Source organism: Hoskinsella mucinilytica (genome assembly GCF_045223415.1).
Classification (GTDB): Bacteria; Bacillota_I; Bacilli_A; order Erysipelotrichales; family Erysipelotrichaceae; genus Hoskinsella; species Hoskinsella mucinilytica.
Genome location: NZ_JBEQZJ010000031.1, coordinates 1 through 23475, shown reverse-complemented (window position 1 = coordinate 23475; position 23475 = coordinate 1). Strand labels below are relative to the sequence as shown.

Annotated in this window: 23 protein-coding genes; 20 read left to right on the top strand and 3 right to left on the bottom strand. The window is 34.7% G+C overall.

Going from position 1 to position 23475, the window contains the following annotated elements; genetic code table 11:
• Positions 1-16: 16 nt before the first annotated feature.
• On the bottom strand, positions 17-739 hold the full coding sequence (locus UGRO018_RS12045; RefSeq protein ID WP_416326738.1) for a UTRA domain-containing protein: 723 nt from the start codon (positions 737-739) through the stop codon (positions 17-19).
• An 83-nt stretch (positions 740-822) separates the two neighbouring features.
• Here UGRO018_RS12045 and UGRO018_RS12040 point away from each other — a divergent pair, with 83 nt between their 5' ends.
• The 7 genes from UGRO018_RS12040 to UGRO018_RS12010 all read left to right on the top strand — a co-directional run bounded on the left by UGRO018_RS12040 (position 823) and on the right by UGRO018_RS12010 (position 7365).
• Entirely contained in the window at positions 823-1641 is an 819-nt protein-coding gene (locus tag UGRO018_RS12040; RefSeq protein WP_416326737.1) for a polysaccharide deacetylase family protein, read from the top strand.
• Between the two features lie 70 nt (positions 1642-1711).
• Entirely contained in the window at positions 1712-2245 is a 534-nt protein-coding gene (locus tag UGRO018_RS12035; protein ID WP_416326736.1) for a flavodoxin family protein, read from the top strand.
• A 69-nt stretch (positions 2246-2314) separates the two neighbouring features.
• The gene (gene yaaA, locus UGRO018_RS12030) at positions 2315-3079 is read left to right on the top strand and encodes a peroxide stress protein YaaA (RefSeq protein ID WP_416326735.1); all 765 of its coding nucleotides are present in this window, start codon (positions 2315-2317) and stop codon (positions 3077-3079) included.
• A 194-nt stretch (positions 3080-3273) separates the two neighbouring features.
• Positions 3274-4575, top strand: coding sequence for a PTS sugar transporter subunit IIC (locus UGRO018_RS12025; protein ID WP_416326734.1), 1302 nt, complete (start codon positions 3274-3276; stop codon positions 4573-4575).
• 39 nt (positions 4576-4614) lie between these two features.
• Positions 4615-5388 (top strand): MurR/RpiR family transcriptional regulator, encoded by a 774-nt coding sequence (locus UGRO018_RS12020; protein ID WP_416326733.1) that lies wholly within the window; start codon positions 4615-4617, stop codon positions 5386-5388.
• Positions 5385-6569, top strand: a complete 1185-nt coding sequence (locus UGRO018_RS12015) for a MalY/PatB family protein (protein ID WP_416326732.1) — start codon at positions 5385-5387, stop codon at positions 6567-6569. The genes UGRO018_RS12020 and UGRO018_RS12015 overlap by 4 nt, the downstream gene beginning before the upstream one ends.
• A 58-nt stretch (positions 6570-6627) precedes the next feature.
• On the top strand, positions 6628-7365 hold the full coding sequence (locus tag UGRO018_RS12010) for a nucleoside/nucleotide kinase family protein (RefSeq protein WP_416326731.1): 738 nt from the start codon (positions 6628-6630) through the stop codon (positions 7363-7365).
• Positions 7366-7392: 27 nt separating this feature from the next.
• Here UGRO018_RS12010 and UGRO018_RS12005 read toward each other — a convergent pair whose 3' ends face one another.
• On the bottom strand, positions 7393-7593 hold the full coding sequence (locus UGRO018_RS12005; RefSeq protein ID WP_416326730.1) for a cold-shock protein: 201 nt from the start codon (positions 7591-7593) through the stop codon (positions 7393-7395).
• Positions 7594-7874: 281 nt separating this feature from the next.
• On the opposite strand from UGRO018_RS12005, the gene UGRO018_RS12000 reads away from it, so the two are divergent.
• The 9 genes from UGRO018_RS12000 (at position 7875) to UGRO018_RS11960 (ending at position 19011) form a co-directional block, all read left to right on the top strand.
• Positions 7875-8348 carry a hypothetical protein gene (locus UGRO018_RS12000; RefSeq protein WP_416326729.1) on the top strand — a complete coding sequence of 158 codons (474 nt, stop codon included), beginning with the start codon at positions 7875-7877 and terminating at the stop codon, positions 8346-8348.
• A 146-nt stretch (positions 8349-8494) separates the two neighbouring features.
• On the top strand, positions 8495-9133 hold the full coding sequence (locus tag UGRO018_RS11995; RefSeq protein WP_416326728.1) for a Crp/Fnr family transcriptional regulator: 639 nt from the start codon (positions 8495-8497) through the stop codon (positions 9131-9133).
• Between the two features lie 6 nt (positions 9134-9139).
• On the top strand, positions 9140-9985 hold the full coding sequence (locus UGRO018_RS11990; RefSeq protein ID WP_416326727.1) for a MurR/RpiR family transcriptional regulator: 846 nt from the start codon (positions 9140-9142) through the stop codon (positions 9983-9985).
• Positions 9986-9997: 12 nt separating this feature from the next.
• Positions 9998-10801, top strand: coding sequence for a Cof-type HAD-IIB family hydrolase (locus UGRO018_RS11985; RefSeq protein WP_416326726.1), 804 nt, complete (start codon positions 9998-10000; stop codon positions 10799-10801).
• 13 nt (positions 10802-10814) lie between these two features.
• A complete protein-coding gene (locus UGRO018_RS11980) occupies positions 10815-11636 on the top strand; it encodes a purine-nucleoside phosphorylase (protein ID WP_416326725.1) in 822 nt (273 codons plus the stop codon).
• A 322-nt stretch (positions 11637-11958) separates the two neighbouring features.
• A complete protein-coding gene (locus tag UGRO018_RS11975) occupies positions 11959-15564 on the top strand; it encodes a collagen-binding domain-containing protein (protein WP_416326724.1) in 3606 nt (1201 codons plus the stop codon).
• An 18-nt stretch (positions 15565-15582) separates the two neighbouring features.
• Positions 15583-17109, top strand: coding sequence for a SpaA isopeptide-forming pilin-related protein (locus UGRO018_RS11970; RefSeq protein ID WP_416326723.1), 1527 nt, complete (start codon positions 15583-15585; stop codon positions 17107-17109).
• Between the two features lie 80 nt (positions 17110-17189).
• Positions 17190-18062 (top strand): class C sortase, encoded by an 873-nt coding sequence (locus tag UGRO018_RS11965; RefSeq protein WP_416326722.1) that lies wholly within the window; start codon positions 17190-17192, stop codon positions 18060-18062.
• A complete protein-coding gene (locus tag UGRO018_RS11960; RefSeq protein WP_416326721.1) occupies positions 18046-19011 on the top strand; it encodes a Cna B-type domain-containing protein in 966 nt (321 codons plus the stop codon). Before UGRO018_RS11965 ends, UGRO018_RS11960 begins: the two co-directional genes overlap by 17 nt.
• 26 nt (positions 19012-19037) lie before the next feature.
• Here UGRO018_RS11960 and UGRO018_RS11955 read toward each other — a convergent pair whose 3' ends face one another.
• Complete coding sequence (locus UGRO018_RS11955) at positions 19038-20045, bottom strand: D-alanyl-D-alanine carboxypeptidase family protein (RefSeq protein WP_416326720.1); 1008 nt, start codon at positions 20043-20045, stop codon at positions 19038-19040.
• 158 nt (positions 20046-20203) lie between these two features.
• On the opposite strand from UGRO018_RS11955, the gene vanR reads away from it, so the two are divergent.
• The 4 genes from vanR to UGRO018_RS11935 form a co-directional block, all read left to right on the top strand.
• Complete coding sequence (vanR, locus tag UGRO018_RS11950; RefSeq protein ID WP_416326719.1) at positions 20204-20896, top strand: VanR-ABDEGLN family response regulator transcription factor; 693 nt, start codon at positions 20204-20206, stop codon at positions 20894-20896.
• Entirely contained in the window at positions 20886-21986 is a 1101-nt protein-coding gene (locus UGRO018_RS11945; RefSeq protein WP_416326718.1) for a sensor histidine kinase, read from the top strand. The genes vanR and UGRO018_RS11945 overlap by 11 nt, the downstream gene beginning before the upstream one ends.
• Positions 21983-23098: a sensor histidine kinase gene (locus UGRO018_RS11940; protein WP_416326717.1), complete on the top strand. Its 1116-nt coding sequence runs from the start codon at positions 21983-21985 to the stop codon at positions 23096-23098. The genes UGRO018_RS11945 and UGRO018_RS11940 overlap by 4 nt, the downstream gene beginning before the upstream one ends.
• An 18-nt stretch (positions 23099-23116) precedes the next feature.
• A partial coding sequence (locus UGRO018_RS11935) for a hypothetical protein (RefSeq protein WP_416326716.1) occupies positions 23117-23475 on the top strand: 359 nt, incomplete at its 3' end.

Sequence of the window (23475 nt, the reverse complement as noted above, 5' to 3'; positions counted from 1 at the left end):
TCAAAGTGCTCAAACCCTATTTTAAAGAAACTGTTTCACAAAAGGTGAAATGATCAGGAGCATGTCGAGATTCCGTATATTCAAACATTTTGCCATCATCAAGATATGCATTATTTAAAGTAACTCCCACACAATCAAAGCCATGAAGCGATAACAGTTCTTGATCTAGTTTTGTTGCTTTTTCTACACGAATCATTCGTCTAGCAGCAATGACATGTAGCTTCAAGGTATCTTCAATATATTGATAAATGGAATGTTGTGCGATTTCAACACTCAAATCAGGAATCATATCTTTATGGAAATAATTGATATCTAAGACCAAAGGTTCATTGTCAAAATAACGAAGACGATGCAAATGATAAACTTCGCTTCCTTTAGGAAAGCCGGTTTTTTGGCTAAGTTGATCATCAATTATCAGCGTTTGAAATTTTAATACGCTAGTGGTTGTTTTTATCGATGGATTCATTTGAATGGAGGCTAATCCTTTAAAGTCATGCAGATCGATTTGAAAAGAAGCGGCAGCTTTGTTTTCCAACAAAACAACACCTTTTCCTTTGATGCTTTGTACAAACCCTTCCTCTTGTAATTGAGCAATGGCTCTTCGAATCGTATTACGACTGCATGTAAACTGTTGGGTCAATACCTGTTCGGTAGGTAATAAATGAGAGGTGTCATAGCACCCATCTAAAATATTCTGTTTCAATGTTCTATAGATTTCCGTAAATTTTGCTTTTGGCATAGGGAATCACCTCTACATGGTATTGTAACGTGGAACTGAGAAAAAGTCAAAATATGTTTAAACAAATTTTAAGGAGGAAAAAGATGCAGAGAATATATCTATGCTTTCCTATGGGGAAAACGCTTGCTTTTACATGTAGCTATGATGATGGTAAGGTTATGGATCATCGTCTTGTTGAATTAATGAATCGTTATGGAATGAAAGGAACTTTTCATTTGAATAGTGCATTTTTCCAAGAAACACAAGGGCATCGTTATCCTTATATCAAAGAAAAGGATGTTGTTCAATTATATAAAGGACATGAAATTGCTTGTCATACATGTCATCATATTACGATGACAAGAACAAATAGCGTGTTAAATATAGAAGAAGTGTTACAAAATCGAAAAGACTTAGAGACAATATGTCAAAAACCGGTTACAGGATTTTCCTATCCCAATGGCTGTTACGATGATGAAGTGATTTCTACATTGAAAAGTTGTGGTATTCGTTATGCGAGAACAACCAAAAGTACGATGTCCTTTGATTTACCAACAGACTTTATGAGGTGGCATCCTACGTGTCATCATCGTGAAGATATCTTTGCTTTGAAAGATCGCTTTTTATCAGTTCATTATGGAGAACGTTTACAAGTGTTTTATCTATGGGGACATAGCTATGAATTCGAAAGAGATGATCATTGGGAGCGTATAGAGCAATTCTTTCAACAGATGCAAGGACATCCTCAAGTATGGTATGCGACCAATCATGAAATCGAAGCTTATATGGATGCAGGAAAACGATTGATCTATTTTGCGGATCAAAGCAGTGTCTATAATCCAAGTGGAATGGATGTTTGGATACAGGTAGATGATCGCTGTCTTAAGATCAAAGCAAATGAACAATTGAAATTAAAAGAATGAGGATGGTAGTTACCATCTTTTTTCTTAGATGTGATAAAATAAAGATAATAGAAGTAGGAAGGAGAACAATATGAACATTGTTGTATTAACAGGAAGTCCACATAAAAATGGAACATCTGCTTTATTGGCAGAACAGTTTATCAAAGGAGCAAAAGAGGCAGGACATGATATTTATCGCTTTGATGCTGCGTTTCGTAAGGTACACCCATGTATTGCCTGTGATCATTGTGCGAAGGATGTTTGCGTATTTCAAGATGATATGGTAGAGCTATATCCAAAGCTTTTGGCATCAGATATGATCGTTTTTGCGACACCGATTTATTATTTTAGCTTTTCAGCTCAATTAAAAATGGTGATCGATCGTTTTTATGCTTATAATCAGGAGTTGATAGATGCTAAAAAGAAAGCTGTTTTATTGGCTACTGGAGGAGATGAAGATGCTTGGTCATTTGATGTGATTGCCAATCTTTATCATAATATATGCAAATATTTATGCTTAGAAGATCAAGGCATGGTGTTAGCGCAAAATACCTTTACCAGAGAAATGATCGAACAAACCACATATCCCAAACAAGCCTATGAATTGGGAAAAGCACTGAAGTAAGGATCGATGGAAAAAAGCATCTTACTTTTCCTGGGAAATGAGAAATGATAAGATGAAACCGGTGATTTTATGAAGATAATCATTGCTCCTGCGAAAAAAATGCGAGAAGAAATTGAATATATGAGCCCAAGACAGCAACCAGTCTTCTTTCAGAAAACAAGACGTATCCAAAAACAATTAGCTACTTTATCTATCGAAGAAATAAGATCCATGCTTCATTGTAGTGAGACCATCGCAAGACAAGCATTTGAAATGTATCATAAAAAGAGAACGTTAAAAGATGGAGTACCGGCTTTGTTGGCTTATGATGGAATACAATATACGTATATGGCTCCACAAGTTTTTGATGATGAAGAATTTTCCTATGTGGAAGAACATTTGCGTATTCTATCCGGATACTATGGGGTCTTAAAGCCTTTCGATGAGGTTGTTCCTTATCGTTTGGAATTGGATAACATATTACCACGAAAGGGATTTGAAAATTTATATGAATTCTGGGGAAAGCTTATGTATCAAGAATTAACCAAAACAGATCATGAATTATTAGATCTGGCGAGTCGACAATACAGTAAGATCATTACACGATATTTGGGAGAAAAAGATCATTATGCACGATGCTTTTTTATGGAGGAAGAGCATGGAGAATATCGAGAAAAAGGCGTATATGTGAAAATGGCAAGAGGAGAAATGGTGCGATATCTTACTGAGATCAAAGCATCCGCAATCGAAGAGGCAAAAGGTTTTGAACGATTAGGATATCACTTTGAGCCGAGGCTATCTGATGAAAAAAACTTTGTATTTACAAGAAAAACAGGAAAAAGAAATAGTCGATGATGACTATTTCTTTTTGAAATCTATGAAATTTGGAACATCCAAAACATTGAATTTTATCGAATTTATATAAAAAATATTCCAAAAAATGATGAAAATCAGAATAAAATATGGAATATATTCCGAAAATGGTAATGTACAATTAGAAAAATCGCATTAGAATGTAGATGTAAACGCTTAACGAGGAGGAAATTCAAATGAATGGATTTACACATTTTATCGAAGAAAAAATGGTACCAGCTGTATCTAAGGTCACAAGCCTTCGTTACTTTCAGGCATTGAGAAGTGGTTTTATGGTCATCATGCCATTGACCATCATCGGTTCTATCTTTATGTTGGTTACTGACTTTCCATTAGCAGGCTATGCTGATTTTATGGCAGGAATCTTTGGTGCTGATTGGGCAAGTTATATCGAACCGGCTTATCGGGCAACTTTCAATATGATGGGATTTATGCTGGTTGGAACAATGGCTTATAAACTTGCGCAAAGCTATGAACAAGATGCTTTATCCAGTATGGTGTTAGCTTTGGTGGCTTTTGTGGTAGTGACACCGAAATCCGTAGTAACCGAAAGCGGAGAGATCGTCAATAAGGTATTGAGCTTTACATGGCTTGGCACACAAGGTGTGATCACAGCTATTTTGGTAAGTATCGTATCAGTAGAAATCATTCGTTTCTGTATCAAAAAGAATTTGGTGATCAAGATGCCGGACTCTGTACCGGAAATGGTTTCTAAATCATTCAGTGCTTTGATTCCGGGTATTCTGATCGTTACCATTATGTTGATCGTCAACGGTATTTGTATGATGAGTGCTGGTTCACTACATGAATTGATTTACTCAATTATTCAGGTACCACTTCAAGGTTTGACATCCAGTTTGTTTGCAATCGTGCTTGTTGCTGCATTAAATGGTTTCTTATGGTGGTTTGGTATTCATCCTACCGTTGTAAACTCTATTGTGAATCCACTATTGATTGCGAATGCAGATGCTAACCAATCCTTATTTACCGCAGGACAATTGTCTTTACAGAATGGTAACGTCGGAACGATCCAGATGATCGATCAATTTGCGACAATCGGTGGAGCCGGTATGACCATTGGTCTTATGATCGCTATGTTGATGGTTGCACGCTCTGCCCGTTTAAAAACGATGTCAAAGCTTGCGGCAGTTCCAGCTTGTTTCAATATCAATGAACCACTGGTATTCGGTCTACCGATCGTATTCAATCCATTGATGCTGATACCGGTAACCTTAGCACCGATCGTATCAGTTATGATTGCATATTTGGCAATGAGCATCGGCTTTATGCCATTATTTACAGGAGTTATGGCTCCATGGGCAACTCCACCGATCTTCTCTGGGTTCTTAGTTGCAGGATGGCAAGGGGCCGTAGTACAAGTAATCGCAATCATTGCATCCGTTGCGATCTACTATCCATTTGTGAAAGCATTGGATCATCAATATGCGAAAGAAGAACAATTGACAATCGAAGAATAGAAGATTTATGATATCCTATAGAGGAAAGAAGGGATTTTCATGAACCAACATAAACATATTTCCAATCTATCTTTCAATATTTCTACACACTCTGCTTCTTTGACTGCCATGGAAAAAGCGATGATACAAGAACTGATCAAAAAACGTTATTTGTTTACGTATCAAAGCTTTACCATTGCGAATATTGCGGAAACATTGAATGTAAGCAGTACTAGTTTACATCGATTATCGAAAAAACTAGGCTACGCCAGCTTTACATTGTTGAAAGAGGATTATTTTGAAATCACAGAAGATCATTCATCTCACACTTATCCATCGGATTATCGTATGATGTTAGCAAATACGTATGATATGGTAGAACGCACCATCACTGATGAAATGATCACGTTATTGGTTCAAGCAAAAAACATCATCATATATGGAATGGGCATGAGTAGTTTTCTGGGAAAAATGTTTCAAATCAAGCTACAACTCATGGGGATTTCTACACAACAATATGATGATTCTCGCTATATGCGTGTTTCCTCTAAGCAGCTCAATGCCAATGAGGATGTCATCGTACTTCTTTCCCGAAGTGGGAAACCACCGGAATTGATTGAGGTTATGGTAGAAGCAAATAAACGCAATGTTGCATCAATTTTGATTACCGAAACACCGGATTCACCGCTTGCAGGGATGGCACGCTATGTCATCTATACTGCCAATGTGAACGATTGTGATGATGCCATCGATACAAGAGTACATGTGCATATTGCTATGGATCTGATCGTGAATGCATGTGCTTTGGAATTAAAGAAAAGGAATGGATTATGAGCAAACAATTTGAACAGCTATTAGATAGAACCACAAATGGTTCAATGAAATGGGAAGCATCTTATATTGAAAAGCGATTTGGGCTATGCAAAGAAGAACAAGAAAAGATATATCCATTGTTTATCGCAGATATGGACTATCCTATGGATCCTAAGATCCACCAAGAGCTTTTGAAAAAAATGCAAGATCCTGATTTTGGTTATTATCATATACAAGAAAACTTTTATGAAAGCATTCAGCATTGGTATGCCAAAACACAAGGAAAACAAGTAAAAAGAGAATGGTTGTTAGCCTCCATCGGTACCATTACTACTTTGAATATTTTATGTGATCAATATGCAAGAAATAAAAAAATCGCCATGTTAACACCGGTATATGGTTCCTTTCAAAACTGTAGTAAAGTAGGAGAAACCATCATGATTCCTTTAAAGTTAAAAGAAATGCGATATGTCATGGATATGACACGCATAGAAAAAGCCTTCGCTGAAGAAGGCGTGAAGGTTCTGTTGTTTTGTAATCCACATAACCCAAGTGGACGTTGTTGGGAAAAAGAAGAATTAAAACAGCTGGTAGCATTATGTAAGCAATATGATGTGTTGTTGTTGTCGGATGAGATTCACAGTGATATACAAGTGAGCGAACAACCATTTGTATCCTTAATGGAATTTTTCGATACCTATGATCGTATCGTTATTTCCACTTCACCAAACAAAACATTTAACATATCAGCGCTTTGTACATCCTATCTTATTTGTGCAAATGCGCAGATACTGAAAGAATATCAGGCATATTTGGATCGTTTGCATTTAAGCTGTAATCGAATGGGAATCGAGATGTGTACCTTAGTGTATGAGCATGGGTATGATTGGTTAACAAAGCTCAATGAGAATATCAAAGAAAACATTGCACTTGTAGAAGGTATCTTGGGACAAACAGATATGAAGGTCATGATGCCGGATCGAGGATATTTGGTATGGATCTATCTTCCTAACGTTCATGATGTGGATGTGTTTGTAAGAAAGCTAGCAAAAACAACGCATGTTTTAATAGAAACAGGATCACGTTTTTTAGATCAATATCAAGGATGGATCCGAGTGAATACAGCTACCAGTAAGGAATTATTGAAAGAAGCTATGTATCTATTAAAAGACTTTTATTTAGAATATAAAGAAGAAAGATAACGGGATAGGTTATCTTTTCTTTTGGTATCGTGATAAAATATAGAAAAAGGAGAAACATATGACACAGACATTTCACTTTTGTATCAATGGTCAAAGGGTAGAAGCACACTATGATGATGAATTTATCCAATATACGATCTTACCTTTGATCCATCATTGGCAAGTAATGGCACAACAAAAACAAAGAAGGATCGTCCTTTTTTTGGCAGCTCCACCAGCTGTTGGTAAATCCACCCTTGCGACTTTATTTGAAACACTATGTGCGAAAGATCAAAGCAAACCACAGCTTCAAGCATTGGGCATGGATGGTTTTCATCATTATCAGTCTTATATATTGACGCACCAAGTTATGGTCGAGGGAAAAGAAGTACCGATGAAATCAGTCAAAGGATGTCCTGAAAGTTTTGATTATGAACGCTTTGAAAACTATCTTTTACAGATAAAGGAGAAAGATGGAACTTGGCCTTATTATGATCGAAGTCAACATGATGTAGTAGATGATAGGATCAATGTTACAAGCCCCATCGTCTTGGTTGAAGGAAATTATCTTTTATTAGATGAGGAACCTTGGAATAAGCTTGTAACACTTTGTGATGAAGCTATCTTTATCGATGCAACGAAAGAAGCGCTTAAACAACGATTGATCCATCGTAAGATTCTGGGAGGTAGCTTACCACATGAAGCAATACAATTTTATGAACAAAGCGATGGTAAAAATGTTGAGCGTATTCTTGCTCATCGTTTGCCCGCAGATATAGAACTTGTATTTGATGGTAAAGACTATCATATCAAATAAAAAAAACCACGCAATGTGGTTTTCTTCTTATAAAATTGTTACGTTTGCTGCGTGGTCACCACGTTCGTTAGTTTCGATATCGAAATTAACGCTCTGACCTTCTTCTAAAGAACGAAATCCATTTGTCTGGATAGCTGAATAATGTACGAATACATCCTTTCCAGCTTCACTTGTAATGAACCCGAATCCTTTTTCTGCATTAAACCATTTTACTTTACCTGTACTCATGTTGAAGTACCTCCTTTTCGTGAATAAGAAGCTACTCAAGTTATAAAAAACACATAACGTGAATCAAACATTGAGATAATTACAATTCCCGATATGTGAATATTGAAATCATAGTTATTTGCTTTGCCTTACTTGCTCAGTATAACATATCCAAACGAAAAAGCAAGAAATATTTGAAGAATGCGACTTTTTTAGGCATGATTAGGCACAAGAATGAGGAAACTTGTTTGACTTTTTCATAAATAGAGGGTACACTGAGCTTAGAAGGTCGAGGTAAAGGAATGAAACAAGAACACAAATTGGTTTATCATCCTAAGATTGGTATTTGTGAAATAACAGAGTATAACCAGAAAACAAAAAGGATGACCTTGACATCCATCTATGATACGGGAAATCAAAGTACCTTTCCATTTGAAAATATCAAGATGGTCGGAATAAGAGATATTATGACCAAGCATGTAGCACAACAGCTTTTATACGATATTCTTCATCCGGATACTGATGAATTGGAATTATTAGACCCTTCCAAGCGCATCATTGAACAATGTATCCATGGACCGGATATTGAAAAACAAGTTGCGTATTTATCCTATATGATGTATTTAAAATATGCGAAAGGAAATTCTGGAGTGATCCTTCAAACTAATTTAGGACGTTTGGAAGATATCCTGATCAATGAGCTTTCCTATGTTTTGGGTATGGAAAAAGAAAAATTAGAAACTGATATGATCAGCTGTTATCGCCAATTATCTTGATAGGTGATGACGGCTTTTTTTATTAATGTGTATAACATTTATATAGAAAAGAAAATTACGAATTACATAGGTCACGATGTTGCCATCGCTGGTTTTCATTTCATTCACATAATGATATAATAAAACCGATAGACAGGAGGTATCCCATGGATGAACTGCATAAGTATTATCCAGTACTTGCTGAGCTGGAATGTATACAAACAATAACAAGGATTCATGTAGCTGAAAAAGAAATCATCAAAGATTCTAACCAGTTATGTCCGGGATTTCCCTTGCTGGTAAAGGGAAGTATGCGGATCTCTTTGATATTAGAAGGAGGGGAAGAGAGCTTTCTCTACGATTTATATCCAGGGGATTATTGTCATGAAGTAATGAATTGTCTAATGCATCAAGAACCCGGTAATATACGCTCTATAGCATTAGAAGAATGTGATCTCTATATGGTACCAGTGCTCGTGTTTCAACAAAAATTGATGAAGGAAACTGCTTTTCTACAAGATATATATGAGGATGCAATCCTGAAATTGCACAAACTGTTTCAGAATAATCAATTAGATTATCAGTCCATCGAAGAACGACTATTAGGCTATTTGTGTGAACAAAAAACGAATATCATCTATACCACACATAAGGATATCGCATTTGTGCTACACTCAGCTAGAGAGGTAATATCCAGAAAATTGAAGGATTATGAAAAACAAGGCTGGATTGCATTGAAAAAGGGGAAAATTATCTTTTTGAATAAAGATGCTATACAAGAAGCATATAGAAGGGTAAAGAGGTGAGAAAACATGTTGATATTAGAACAGCTCCATGAAATAGAAAAATTCAGTGATTTAGAACAAAGAGTCGCTGATGAAATTTTAAAAGATCCCAAAGCAGTATTGAATCTAACCATAGAGGATCTGGCAAAGAAAGCCTATACCTCAACTGCAACTATTGTTAGACTATGTAAAAAGTTAGGTTTTGGTGGATATGGAGAATTTAAAATCAAATTGGCAACAGAAATCAACACATTTGTATTACAAACGGAACGTATTATGCAAGAAATGCCGATCAATAAAGAAGAACAACCAAAAGATATTTTACAAATCATGGTGAATTTGCATTACCAAGCATTGACCGATGTATTTCATTCCATGGATATTGCGGCAATGAATAAGGCAGTAGATTTGCTTGAATCTGCGGATATCATCACCTTATACGGTAGAGAAGAATCGTTATTGATCGCCGAAGATCTTCATCTGAAATTCAAACGTATCGGCTTACCCTGTGTACTAGAAGCCATGCATGGTTTTCAAAATCCTACTTTATATCGTGATGGACAAAAACAAGTCGCATTGATCTTTACACGATATGCTGAATCATCTGATTTCAAACAGCTTTTTCAAATGCTACGGATGCATGATATACCGATGATCGTAGTGACAGCAAATAAAGACAGTCAGATTGCGAAATTATCTGATTCCCTGATTTTGTTTGATAATGATGAAAGTATCATTAAGATGGGGTCTTTTGGTTCTAGAACAAGTATGCTCTATGTGAGTGATTGTTTATATTTGATGTTGTTTTCCAGAAGATTTGAGGATAATCAAGAACGCTTGAAAAATTACTATGTACATATGAAGCTAAAATAAGGAGACGCATTCATGAAAAAAGTCATATTATTAGATATTGATGGAACACTTACCAATGATGATAAGATCATTACAGAAAAAACAAAAGATGCCTTGATCAAAGTACAACAGCAGGGTGCAGTGTTGGTACTTGCTTCAGGTAGGACAACAAGAGGATTACTGGCACTTGCGAAACAGCTACAAATGCAACAACATCATGGATTACTAGTTTCCTATAATGGTGGTAAGGTCGTGGATTGTGAAAGCAATGAGGTATTGTTTGATGAAGTTATGACGGTAGAAGAAGTAAAAGCAGTATTACATCACATGAAACTTTTTGAGGTACAGGCAATGATCGATCATGGAGATTATATGTTTTTAAATGATGCATATGGTTTTATGGCTCAATATGAAGTCAGAGGCGGTGGCTTTCTGGCTTGTGAAATCAAGGATATGGAAGCATTTATTGATTTTCCTGTGAACAAAATACTGACATGTGGTCAGCCAGACTATCTAAAAGCTCATTATCAAGAGATGATGGAGCCATTTAAAGATAGCTTGAATTGCATGTTTACAGCACCATTTTATTTTGAATTTACAGCAAAAGGCATTGATAAAGCAAAAGCTATTGCGGAAGTAATGGAAAAACGAGGGTTTCAAAAAGAGGATATGATTGCTTTTGGTGACTCTCACAACGATATCAGTATGCTATCTTATGCAGGCGTAAGCGTTGCTATGGGAAATGCCGTTAAGGAAGTGAAAGATATAGCGGATATGATTACCTCTACAAACAATGAGGATGGTATTGCTGAGGCTTTAGAAAAGCTGTTATTTTGAGGAGGAAACAAACATGTTTTATGACTTAGTAAAAGAAAGTGCTGAATATATCAAAGAATTTTGGAAAGAACCGATTGATGTTGCCATCATCTTAGGAAGCGGATTAGGTGGAATCGTGGATATCATGAAGGATAAAAAAATCCTTTCCTATAAAGAAATACCCAATTTTCCACAAAGCCATGTAAAAGGACATGAAGGAAATTTAGTATTTGGAAATATCAACGGTACTTGTGTGATGGCAATGCAAGGAAGATTTCATTATTATGAAGGTTTTTCCATGAAAGAGGTTGCTTATCCGGTTTATGTCATGAAATTGCTAGGAATTACAGATATGATCATAACCAATGCTTGCGGTGGTATCAATACTGCATTTCATCCCGGTGATCTGATGATCATAGATGACTTTATTAATTCTGTAGGCACCAATCCTTTATTCGGCCAAAATGATGAACGCTTTGGTCCAAGATTTCCCGATATGTCCGAGCCATTTAGTTGTGAGTTAAGAGAAAAGGCCATGCAAGTAGCTAAAGAACTTCAGCTTCCTTATCAAAGAGGAGTCTATACTTTATTCCAAGGTCCTTATTATGAAACAGCAGCTGAAATCAGAATGTTTGCAAAACTTGGAAGTGATGCTATCGGTATGTCAACAGTACCGGAAACCATTGCAGCAAATTATTTGGGTATCAAAGTTTTGGGGATTGCTTGTATTACGAATATGGCAACTGGTATCAGAAAAGAAAAGCATAGTCATGAAGAGGTTCTTCAAATGGCGAATGCATCCAGTGAAAAGCTTTGTTTGTGGATTCAGACATTATTAGAAGAATGGAAAAAATAAATAAAATAAAAAACGCTTTGAGGATGGACTAATCTTAGTCAAAATCAAGGCGTTTTCTTATGGGATGATCTATATTTAAGTTTTAAAGCAATTTATTATATCACAAAAACGTCATGGTATATACCATTAATTCATTTTTTTGCGAAAATTGGAAATAATTTCAAAAATGCCCATAAAAAAAGGGGGTGTTTTTTAAAAAATCTGATTTTGGTATAGACCATTGACTTGGTCTATACCATCATATAAAATGTAATCGTATTCAGAAGACATATCGAAAGACAAGATATATTATCAAAAAAATTACAGGAAAGGTGGTTAGGCTATGGATCAGGTTTATCGAAGCTTTAGAAAATTTGCAACGATCTTATTGGCAATGTTCATGTTCGTTTCCATATTTGATGCACAGCTGATTGGTGCTGAGGGGTCCAGCAGTTCAGCGAAAATCAGTCATATATGTGATGAGCAAAACATTCCGGAAGCAAAAGCCAATGAGGAGCTTTTAATTCCTTGGACAAGTACTATAGAAACCGCTACATCTGATTTGGTTAATTATACCGAATATGTAGGAACGATGGAGACAAACCTATGGTCAACACCTAATCAATTAAAATTGATCGTCCAAGAGGAAAACAGTGGTACAACCAGAACATTGGTTGAGGGAACTGATTTTAAGATTTTATACCAAAGAGCTGATGGATTTTATGAGGAAGACAAAACAAAAGTAACGACCTTCCAAAATTTCAAACTTCAATTCCTTGATGAATCTAAAACATTCTTTAAATTAACTGTTCACTATAATACTTACGGAAAACTAAGTGATATCACTGATCAGGAAGAACAAAGAGAGTTTATAAGTGAAGGTGTTTGGAAAATCGAACATAACAATAAGATCAACCAAAGCGCATCTTATATTTATAAGAATCCAGGTTATAAAGTAGTTGAGGTTGAGGAAAAGGATGAAACAATCCAATCTGATAGCAATCCATCTAAAAATTCTGAGACAGAGCAACAAGGAACTAAGGACGATAAGAAACAGGCTAATAATGCATTGTTAAGTAGCTCAGAACAGAAAAGTTCTGTAGGCATTGTTCCTCCATCTGTGAATGCCAATATAACTTATCCTGACAGATATAGAGTTTGGGAAAATAAGAAAACAATTGTTGAAGAAAGTGCACATCAAAATTCACAAGAAGGCAATCAATATAAATTTGGTGAATTTGGAGAGAAATACGATATATTTAATATCTTAGCCAACTATAATGTATTTACTTTTGATTACTATCATGGAACTCATGTTGTTGGTCCTATGATTGTTGGGGGAGAAACAGTTTCAAGCGGTTTGGGTGGACTTTCACATAACGATACTGAATCTAGTAATCAAATTACAGAATATATTCATACAGTACCTTCTTATTTTAAGGGAAGCATAAGCGCATCAAACACAATTATCACATCATCTTATGTACCTGTATTTATTGGTACAAATGGAAGTTATAATGCGGATATTAAGGATTTCACTTTGCAAAAGGCAAGCGATCAGTTATATAAGAACTTCTATTTTACAGATACAAATGATAAAACAAATGATTATGTTGATTTTGATAAGGCGAAAAAACAATTCTCTGATCAAATTCAAGCATATCAAAATGTTTCGTTTACAGGTGTGGATGCTGCAGGACATCAAATAACAACGGTAACAATTAAAAATAGTGATTATGATGAAATTAAGAATGTTGGTGATAAGAAAGTAAGTGAGGACGGAACTTATTATTTTGAAAAAACTAGTGACTCCGGGGGGCAAATAGGTTTACGATTAAAACTTGGATACAATTATGTTTTTGAAAATGGATTGTTTAGCAAGATTCAATATATTGTATATGACTATGATTCATATAAAGAAGCAACAACTATGACAACATTCTTGAATATTCCAGATCAAGATGAAGTAACTTTTCCAGCTCTATATAAATCACAGTCAGATGCTTTGGGTACGGCAGCAGGTATTAATGAGGATCCTAATAATCATATAGATCCAGCTTATCAGTTTTCTAGTAGTGAAGTTGAGGAAGCGTTTAATATCGCATATTTTCTAGCGAATACGAATAAAATATCGGTTAAAATTCATCTTGTTGGACACGTAGTAGCACCAAATGCGCATGTTGATATTAGCAGTGGAGACTATAATGGTGCTGTCATCGCAACAAGTGTAACTAGTCAAGCTGAAGCACATATGTGGCCATTTAAGTTAAATACTTCTATTGCCTTTGATAAAACTGTAAATGGTAAAACTCCGGAATTAGGAGAAAAATTTACATTCAATTTGAAAAATGTGTATAAGCCAAATAGTGCTGAAGAAATTGCTGATCAAACAGCAATGAATAATTCTTCTGGAAGAGTATTCTTCGCCATTGATAACCTAAGTGTTAAGGGTGATTATATTTATGAAATCAGTGAGCAGGATCCGGGAGCAGGATATGCAAAAAACAATCAAAAATATTATGCGTTGGTTTCCTTAGAAGAATCATCCAGTAGTTTAAGTGGTGGTAAGATTATTCCCGTTTTCAAAGGATTTTATAAATCCTTCAATTTAGATAAAGAAGAGAAACCAATATTGTCAGAAGAAATTGGTATGACATTAACATTTAATAACAAGCGAGAATTTGGAGTAGAAAAGCAGTGGTATGACTATGATGGTAATTTGACGGATGGAATAGGAATGCCTGAAATTAATGCAACCTTGATGCAAAGATATGTAGAAGATACCGGGAAGGTCGTTACTTACAATTTGTATTCTCAATATGGGGATGGTTCAGGTAAACGATTGATTGAAACAGTCTCTACAAAAGGTCTAAAAAGGGGAGCAACATATTCTATAGCATTAAAGTGTGATGCTAACACAAAATTTGACAGTGTGGTCATGAAAGAAGGAAATGATAGTACTTCTATCACGCATAATGCTGAAAAAGTAACAGTAAGTGGAATTGAAGAGGATACTGTTGTAAATATAACTGTGAATACAGTAGCTTCTAATTCAGAATATCCTGCGAAATTAGATTTGCTTGAAGATGATGCAAACAATAAAGTAGCATTTGCTGGAACTCCGATTGTTGGTGAAACAGTATATAAGACCTTTAAGTTAAATGAAGAAAATCATTGGTATCAAGGCTTTGATGATCTTGATGCAAGTGGCGAAATCGATGAATACCCCAATAAGAAATTCAAATTCTATTATTACGTAAAAGAAGATCCTGTGACAGGATTTAAAACTGAATATCAGAATAATCAAGGTACGATCAATGGGACAATCTTTATCAAAAACAAAGAAATTCCACAAGATCTTATTTTAAGAAAAATCAGTAGTACTGGTAATAACAATTTCTTAAAGGGTGCTGAATTTACATTAACAAATATCACGGATTCAAAAAATCAATTTGATCTTAAATTTACTTATAATCAAAACACAGATTCTTATAAGATAGATGAAAAAGGGGAAGATATATTAACGACAAATGGTGAAACAAATATCAAAATTGAAAAATTGCCAATTGGAGATTATGTATTAACCGAAACAAAAGCACCAGGTAATCCAGGGGATTATGAAATTGATTTTAAGAATATATTGATTCACATAGATCGAGATAAAAGCAAAAGCTATTACATTTTAGGAGTTGATGCTGTACCGAATGATTCAAATGAAAAGGTACAAGCCAACTCACAAGATGGAGCATTAAATTATGCTGATACCAGTGATAAATTGGAATATACATTCACTGTTGAAAATACACCCAATATTGTGGTTCCTGAAACAGGTGGAACATTTGATGGAAGGTATCAGAGGTTAGGTTTCTTAATCGCTTGTGGCGGATTGGCCATGTTTGTGATTTATGAATGCAAGCGAAGCAAGAATATGAAGAAGAGTAAAAACTAAGAAAGAGAGGAAAAGAGAATGAAAGTATTTAAGAAATTAAGCATGTTATTCGTTGCGGCGGCAATGATGATGACAACAACTACAACAGCATTTGCAGCAGATTCAATGAAAGATGGTAAAGGGACTGTCCAAATTAATAGAGACGGAGCTGAATACAAGGCTTACAAAATTTTAGATTCTAAGACAAAAAGCACAGGTGGGAAGGATATTGCTGTTTATACAGTAAATAAAGACTATGAGGATTTCTTTCAAACATCTGGTTATACTTTTGTGGCAGATGATGGCATTCAGTTAAATGGTGAAAATCTTGCAAAGCTGTCTCAAAATTTACGTGATAAAGATACAAAAGATGAGTACAGACAAGATCCAAAAATGAAAGCATTGACTAAAGCATTAATAGATTATTCTGAAAAAAATAATATACAACCAAGTTATACATTGGGTAAGACTGTAACAACAGTTGATCAAGGTTATTATTTAGTTCTTGAAAATTCAAATACAATTACTGAGAAAAACGAGAATACAGGTCGTGTTCCATCTCAAGCAATGTTAATGAAAGTTGAAGATGGAAGTACAATTAGTATTTATCCTAAGGATTCAGAATTTACAGTAGAGAAAACAGTGAATAATGCCGAATCAAGTGTAGGTGGTGTTGGTGTTGTACAAGACTTCAAAATCACTTCAACAATTCCTACTTATGCTGATAACTTTAAGGAAGTTCAATATAATGTAATTGATACTATGTCAAAAGGTTTAACATTGCATGTAAATTCTATCACTGTTAAAGTGGATGGTGTAGAAGTTATGAAAGATGGCGATGATTTTGATAAGGATTACATTAAATCATTTACAACTATCGTGAATGATAAGGGAGAAACAGTAACTGAATTTGATTTTAATTATGAAGGTTTACGTACTGCTTCAAAAATGGGTGCAACAGTTGAAATCACTTATCAAGCTGAAATAAATGAAAAGGCAGCTGTGTACGATCCAAATACTAACACAGCAAAAATCGAATATACAACAACTCCAAGTGGAGGTCATTCTGCAATTGAAGATAAAACAGAAACTTATACTTATGCAATTGATTTAGTAAAAAAAGACGGTAGTAATAAAGATACAGTTTTACCAGGTGCTACATTTGAATTAAGAAACTCAGATGATGAAGTATTAAAAACAGTAACATCTGATGAAACTGGTAACATTCACTTTACAGGTTTAGCAGCAGGAACTTATACACTTACTGAAATTAATGCTCCTTCAAACGGTTATGCTAAGTTAGACGGAGCTATCAAATTTGAAATTACAGCAAATCAAGACAAAAAAACTTGTACTGTAAGAATTGTTGATGGTGATGCTAGTATTACTAATGATGCTTCTTCAGACAAAGGTGTAATCTCATTTGAAATTTATAACTATAAAGGTATTAGTCTTCCTGAAACAGGTGGTATGGGTACTACAATCTTCATGATTGGTGGAGCTTCTTTAATTGCTTTAGCTGGTGTTATGCTTGTAGTTTATTCAAAGAAAAGTAAAAAAGCATAAGAAATCATGATATAATGCTGATATAAGCCGATGATTGGATCATCGGCTGTATCGCATAAAGCTTAAGAGAGGTGCAGGGAATGAAACAACGCATAATCATGGGAATCATCATACTGATTATGTTAGCTGGAATAGGATTAATGGTTTATCCAAGTTTGGCTAATTTTATTAATAATCAGTTTGCTGTTTCAGTTATCGGTGATTATCAACAAAAAATAGATAATATGGATCATGCTGAAATAGAAAAAATGATGAAAGAAGCATATGATTACAATAATTCTTTACCTGGAGCTTTTCCAGCTGATCCATTTAGTGGAAAGAACATCTCAAGAAAAACACAAGCAGATTTTAAAGACTTCTTTATGGTTCAAAAAGATGAAATGTTAGGGTATGTTGAGATACCTAAAGCAGATATTTATTTGCCTATATATTATGGCACAAGTGAAAAAGTTTTAAAAAAAGGTGTTGGGTTAATAGAAAACTCTTCCTTGCCGGTCGCCGGAGAAAGCTCTCATGCATTATTATCAGCACATACTGGTTTGCCTTCTCAGGAATTGTTTACTGGAGTTGAAGAGTTGAAAGATGGTGACGTATTCTTTATTCATATACTGAATCAGGTTTATGCATACCGTATTAATCAAACAAAAGTGGTTTTGCCAGAGGAAACAGGAGATCTATTAATACAAAAGGATAAAACCTATGTAACATTGATTACTTGTACTCCATATGGTATTAATACACACAGACTTTTGGTACGTGGGGAATATGAACCTAATTTTGATTTTACTTCTGAGGAATACACTTCTTTATACAGTAAACATAAAAATGATTGGTTATGGATGATACTTATCGGTGGCTTCGTAGTTGCAGGCATCGGAGGCTTTATCATCTTCAAAAAGAAGAAAAAAGAAAGCGAAAGAAAGGAAGGATCACAGAATGAAGAGAATAATTAGATCTATTGGAATGTTATTTGCTACAGTTTTTATGTTCCTTGCTACTTTATCGATGCCAATAACTGCTACTGAAAGTGGAAGTATTACAGTAATAAATAAAACGCATGATGGTGAATTATTGGCTGACATCAATGTAAAGCTTTATAAGGTGGCTGATTTCACAGATGGATCTAGAACAAAAATAAAAATGACATCAGAGTTCTCGGATTTTGATTTAAATGTTCAGGATATTTTGACATCTATGGAAGCAGAAGATGCAGCAAAATCATGTAGTGAATTTATTAATGCTAATTCATTAGCTCCTATTCAGGAAGCAAAAACTGACATAGATGGTAAGACGATATTTACAGGGATAGATGATGGTATTTATTTGATTGTTCAGAATCAAACTGATCCAAAGGATTATGAATTCACTTCAACACCATTTTTTGTTCAAGTACCTTATACTGATAAGGATGGGAAAGTGATTTATCAAGTCACAACACAGCCTAAAAATGATATTATCTATCCTAGCAATGATTTGGAAGTGTCAGTAGTAAAATTATGGAAAGATAACAATAATCGTGATCATACGAGACCTGATTCTATTGAGGTAGGGTTATACGGAGATGGAGAATTGGTTGACACTGTTTCTTTAAGTGATATCAACAATTGGTCTAATATCTGGGATGGACTTTCCAAAGATGTTGTTTGGGATGTTCAAGAGCTTGAAATACCAGATAGTTATCGTATGACAGTAGAGAATAATCAAAATCAGTTTATAATTACCAATCAATTGGTAGTTCATAGACAAAATATTACACATGGTGCAATAGAAACGGTGAAAGGCAATAAAACAACCATTAAATCAGTGGTTACAGGAGATACAACAATGTTAGGCTTTTATATCGCATTGTTTGCATTATCTGGATTATTAATCATCATTTATGTAAAACGTTGTAAAGAATAATAAAAGAGGAACGCATTTGCGTTCCTTTAATTTGTGATTTTAGCAACTTCTTCATAAATATGAATAGCATCATTAACATGGTTATGATCTTCCATAGGCTCACCTGAAGCTTTTGCGCTAATGAACATATAAAGATGATCGTTATCTAATTTAGCAACACTAACCAAACAGCATTCAGCTTCTAATGTATATCCACTTTTGCCACCTATGATCTCTCCACCACGAAATGATAGTGTTTCAGGTTGTAATGTAGATTCTAAAAAATCAGATGAAGTACCGTATAATAACAATGTACTTTTGAGTTTTAAATGAAGTGATGGAATTTCATATTTTGTTGTGGTTAGTATTTGTTGAAATGCAGTATTTTTCCATGCATGTTTCATCATTCTTTCTAGATCTTGGATGGTTGTGTAATGTTGATCATCATGTAAGCCGGTTGCGTTGACGAAGTGTGTTTGTGTCATACCATAGGCTTTTGCTTTGACGTTCATTTCGGCTACGAAGGCATCCATGCTTCCAAATAAGTGGTTTGCGATTACATTAGCTGCATCTGCACCACTGGGAAGAACCAATGCATATAATAGATCTTCATAGGTTACGTTATCGCCTGCTTCTAAGCCTGCGACACTGGCATTTGCTTCAACTAGACCTTCTAAATCTTTTTCTTCGACAGTAACTTTGGCAGTTAAGTCACTGATGTGATCAAGTGCTACTACAGCGCTCATAACTTTTGTGAGAGACGCTGGATAGATTTTTTTAGTTATGTTTTTTTCATATAATGGGGTATTGTCTTCTAGATCGATAAGAATCGCATACTTACTATTGATTGAGATATCCTTTACATGATCTTTGATACTCTGTTGTTGTGTTAAGATAGATGTTTCTTTTTGTGGTAAAGTTGTGTCACCCTTGTTTAAGGTATTAGGGAAAAATTTCCCCATAATATAAAATCCGATATCACCAATCAGGAGAAGAGCAACAAGGATGAGATAAAGACGATGTTTATATGTTTCATTTAATTTATTGGTTTTCATGTATTCCTCCATGCCATGTATAAAAAGTGTAACCCTAAGAAGTTCTGGTGTCAATATAAGAAATGACGTGACCTTAAAATTTTCTTACTTTTATAGAAACGAGGGATTTTAGATATGGAATTTGTTATAATAAAGAAAAGTAGGACTGGAGGGATACTATGGCTACAACGATATTAGTTATAGATGATGAAAAAGAGATTGCAGATCTAGTGACATTATATCTGGGCAATGAAGGATATCAGGTTGTTACTTTCTATGATAGTGAAAAGGCCTTAGAATATTTGATGCATCAAAGAGTTGATTTAGCAATGCTAGATATCATGATGCCGAAAATTAATGGCTTTGAAATATGTAAGTGTATCCGTGAAAAATATACGTTTCCGGTCATTATGTTGACTGCAAAGGTTGAAGATATGGATAAGATACAAGGACTTTCTTTAGGAGCAGATGACTATATTACAAAGCCATTTAATCCTTTAGAGATGGTAGCAAGAGTAAAGGCACAGTTAAGACGTTCTCAGAAATACAACCAAACACAAAATGAAAATGTGAATATCATAGATTTCAAAGGATTGATCATAGATAATGATTCTCATCAATGCACATTATATGATAAGCCATTGAGCTTAACACCGATTGAATTTTCTATCTTATGGTATTTATGTAAGAATAGAGGAAAGGTTGTTCCTAGTGAAGAATTGTTTGAAGCAGTTTGGAAAGAAAAGTATTTTGACAGCAATAATACGGTCATGGTACATATTCGTCGTTTGAGAGAGAAAATGCATGAGCCACCTAGAAATCCAAAATTTATCAAAACTGTTTGGGGAGTAGGATATAAAATTGAAGAATAATACTTATCGTAAATTAAGAAGAAGGTTGACCGTCCTTTTTCTTTGTAGTAGTTTTCTTGTGTTAGGGGCGGTTTCTGTATTGATTGCTGTTTTAAGCTATTTAGCTAATCATTATGCCAGTATGGGAGTTTTAAGTAGTGCGGATTTTTTGTTGTTTTATTTGCAACATGCGTGGGAAGTAAATATGTTGTTATATGTTGTAGTTTATATTGCATTCTTATATATTTTTATTACCTTGTTTTATAAGAATATGAATATCCTTGTTTCTGTTTTACAAGGAGAAATGGTGGAAAAGATTCCTTTTCTGTTCCGATTGATACCTGAATTTCAAATTGCAAAAGATAAGGTTGAAGGAATGTTGGCGAAAAGAAATGAAAGTAAACAGCTTTCTGAAGAAGAAAGAGAACATAAAAATGAATTATTGATGTATCTTGCTCATGATTTGAAAACTCCGTTGACAAGTATGATTGGATATATTAATCATATATTAGATCATCGTGTAGATGAAGAACAAATGGATAAAAGTCTTTCTATTGCGCATGAGAAGGCTCATCGTTTGGATGAATTGATCGATGAGTTTGAGGAAATACTTCGATATGATGATAAAGTAAATATGTTGGAGATATCGGCTATTGATATCACTGCTTTGATTGAACAACAAATTGATGGATTCTTTCCGCTTATGGAAAAAAGGAACATTAAAACAGAATTACAGTTACCACAGCACATGGAAGTAGAAGCTGATTATGATAAGTTACAACGACTATTCGATAATCTCATGAGAAATGCGATTACATACAGTAATTCAGATTCTATTATAACTGTGAAGGGAATAGAAAACGAAGACAGTATACAATTAGAATATCGTAATGATGGAGAAGACATCGATGAAGAGTCAATCAGCCATTTATTTGATAAATTCTATCGGGCTTCTACTGCAAGAACAAGTAGTAGTGGAGGTGCAGGACTGGGATTAGCCATTGCGAAGGAAATTGTTGAATTACATCATGGTACCATAACCGTACATAAGGAAAAGGAACAAATCGTCTTTACAATACGATTATGGAAGAAGTTAGGGGGTAGATTATGAAAAAAAATTATCTGAACCCACTAAAATGGAAAGTCTTTATTCGTTATGTCATGATCCTCGGTATTTTTGTGTTGTTGGGACTTGGACTTGTCTTTTTGTTCGATAAGGTATTAAATGGTTTTATCATTGATATTTTACAGTTGGTCAATAGCAATCCTTTTGAAACATTCGGAAAGCTGTTCAAGATCTTCTTGCCTTTTATTGTTGCGAGCTTTTGTTTTATTTTGATTTATTTTTTATGCAAGGATCTAACCTTATCTGTGCGTACTTTGATGGATGGTATGGATGATGTCATGCGTAAGGAACGAAGCAAGATTAAGTTTCCCAAAGAGATGATCAAGGCTGAAGGTGCATTAATGGCAGTTGTGGATGAATATGAAAATTATTTAGAGTCTGCTAGGATCGATGAAGAAAAGAAAAAAGATTTGATCTATCTTTTGGCACAGGATATTCGTATGCCATTGGCAAAAATTTTGATGTATTTGGATTTTTTGAAGCAAGAACATAGAATCAGTAGCGATATCAAGATGGATTATGTGGTACATGTCTTAGATGAATCATTGTTATTAGAAGATATGATGAATGAGTTTTTTGATATCACTAGATTTAATTTACAGTATGCTAAATGGACTCCAGAAGAGATGTTTATGGATCGTATGATGGAACAGGTGATCGATGAGTGTTATTATATGGCAGATGAAAAACAAATTCAGATTCGTCTTGTCCAGGATTCGCATTTGTCGCTTTTTGCTGATAGTGCGAAAATCGCAAGAGTCATTCGAGATTTATTAAATACGATGGTTGCGCTAGGTAAAGAAGGAGAAACCATTGATATTTCTCTTAGACAACGCAAAGAAGATTATTACGTCCATATGCAGGTGGATAGCCAGCATTTCCATAGTGATCAGATTGCACATATGTTTCATAACTTTTATCGCTTAGAAGAGATGAATGGGGCGAATAAAGGGCATGCGATGGGTCTTGGTATAGCAAAACAGATCATTGATATGCAAAAGGGAACACTTCGTGCAGAATCTATCGGAACAAGGTTTAGTTTTTATGTCAGAATTCCTATTCAAGTAAAACCCGGACAGGAATTGACGATATCATAATAAAAGGAGAACAAAAAAATGAAAGCTGAAGTAAATAGTGTATTTCCCGTTGCATTTGAAGAAGAAGGAACGGTCATGGATTTTGTGGATGGAGAATTCGTCTTTGTGATCAAGGATGATGAATGGACCGAATATGAGAAAAAGGCACTTATGCGTAATACTTTAGAAATTGATCTGGTCACAAAATACGATATCACGATTTTTTTAATAACGGTATTAGATGCAATTGATACGAGTGACTTTATTTTTAATATTCATGAAAATGATGATCCTACTGCAATGTTTGAACAAGAGTGTGTGTCATGTAGTATTTATCTGATTGATAAACATCAGATCGTTCAAGGCGCAAGACATGTCACATTAAGCAAACAAGCTAC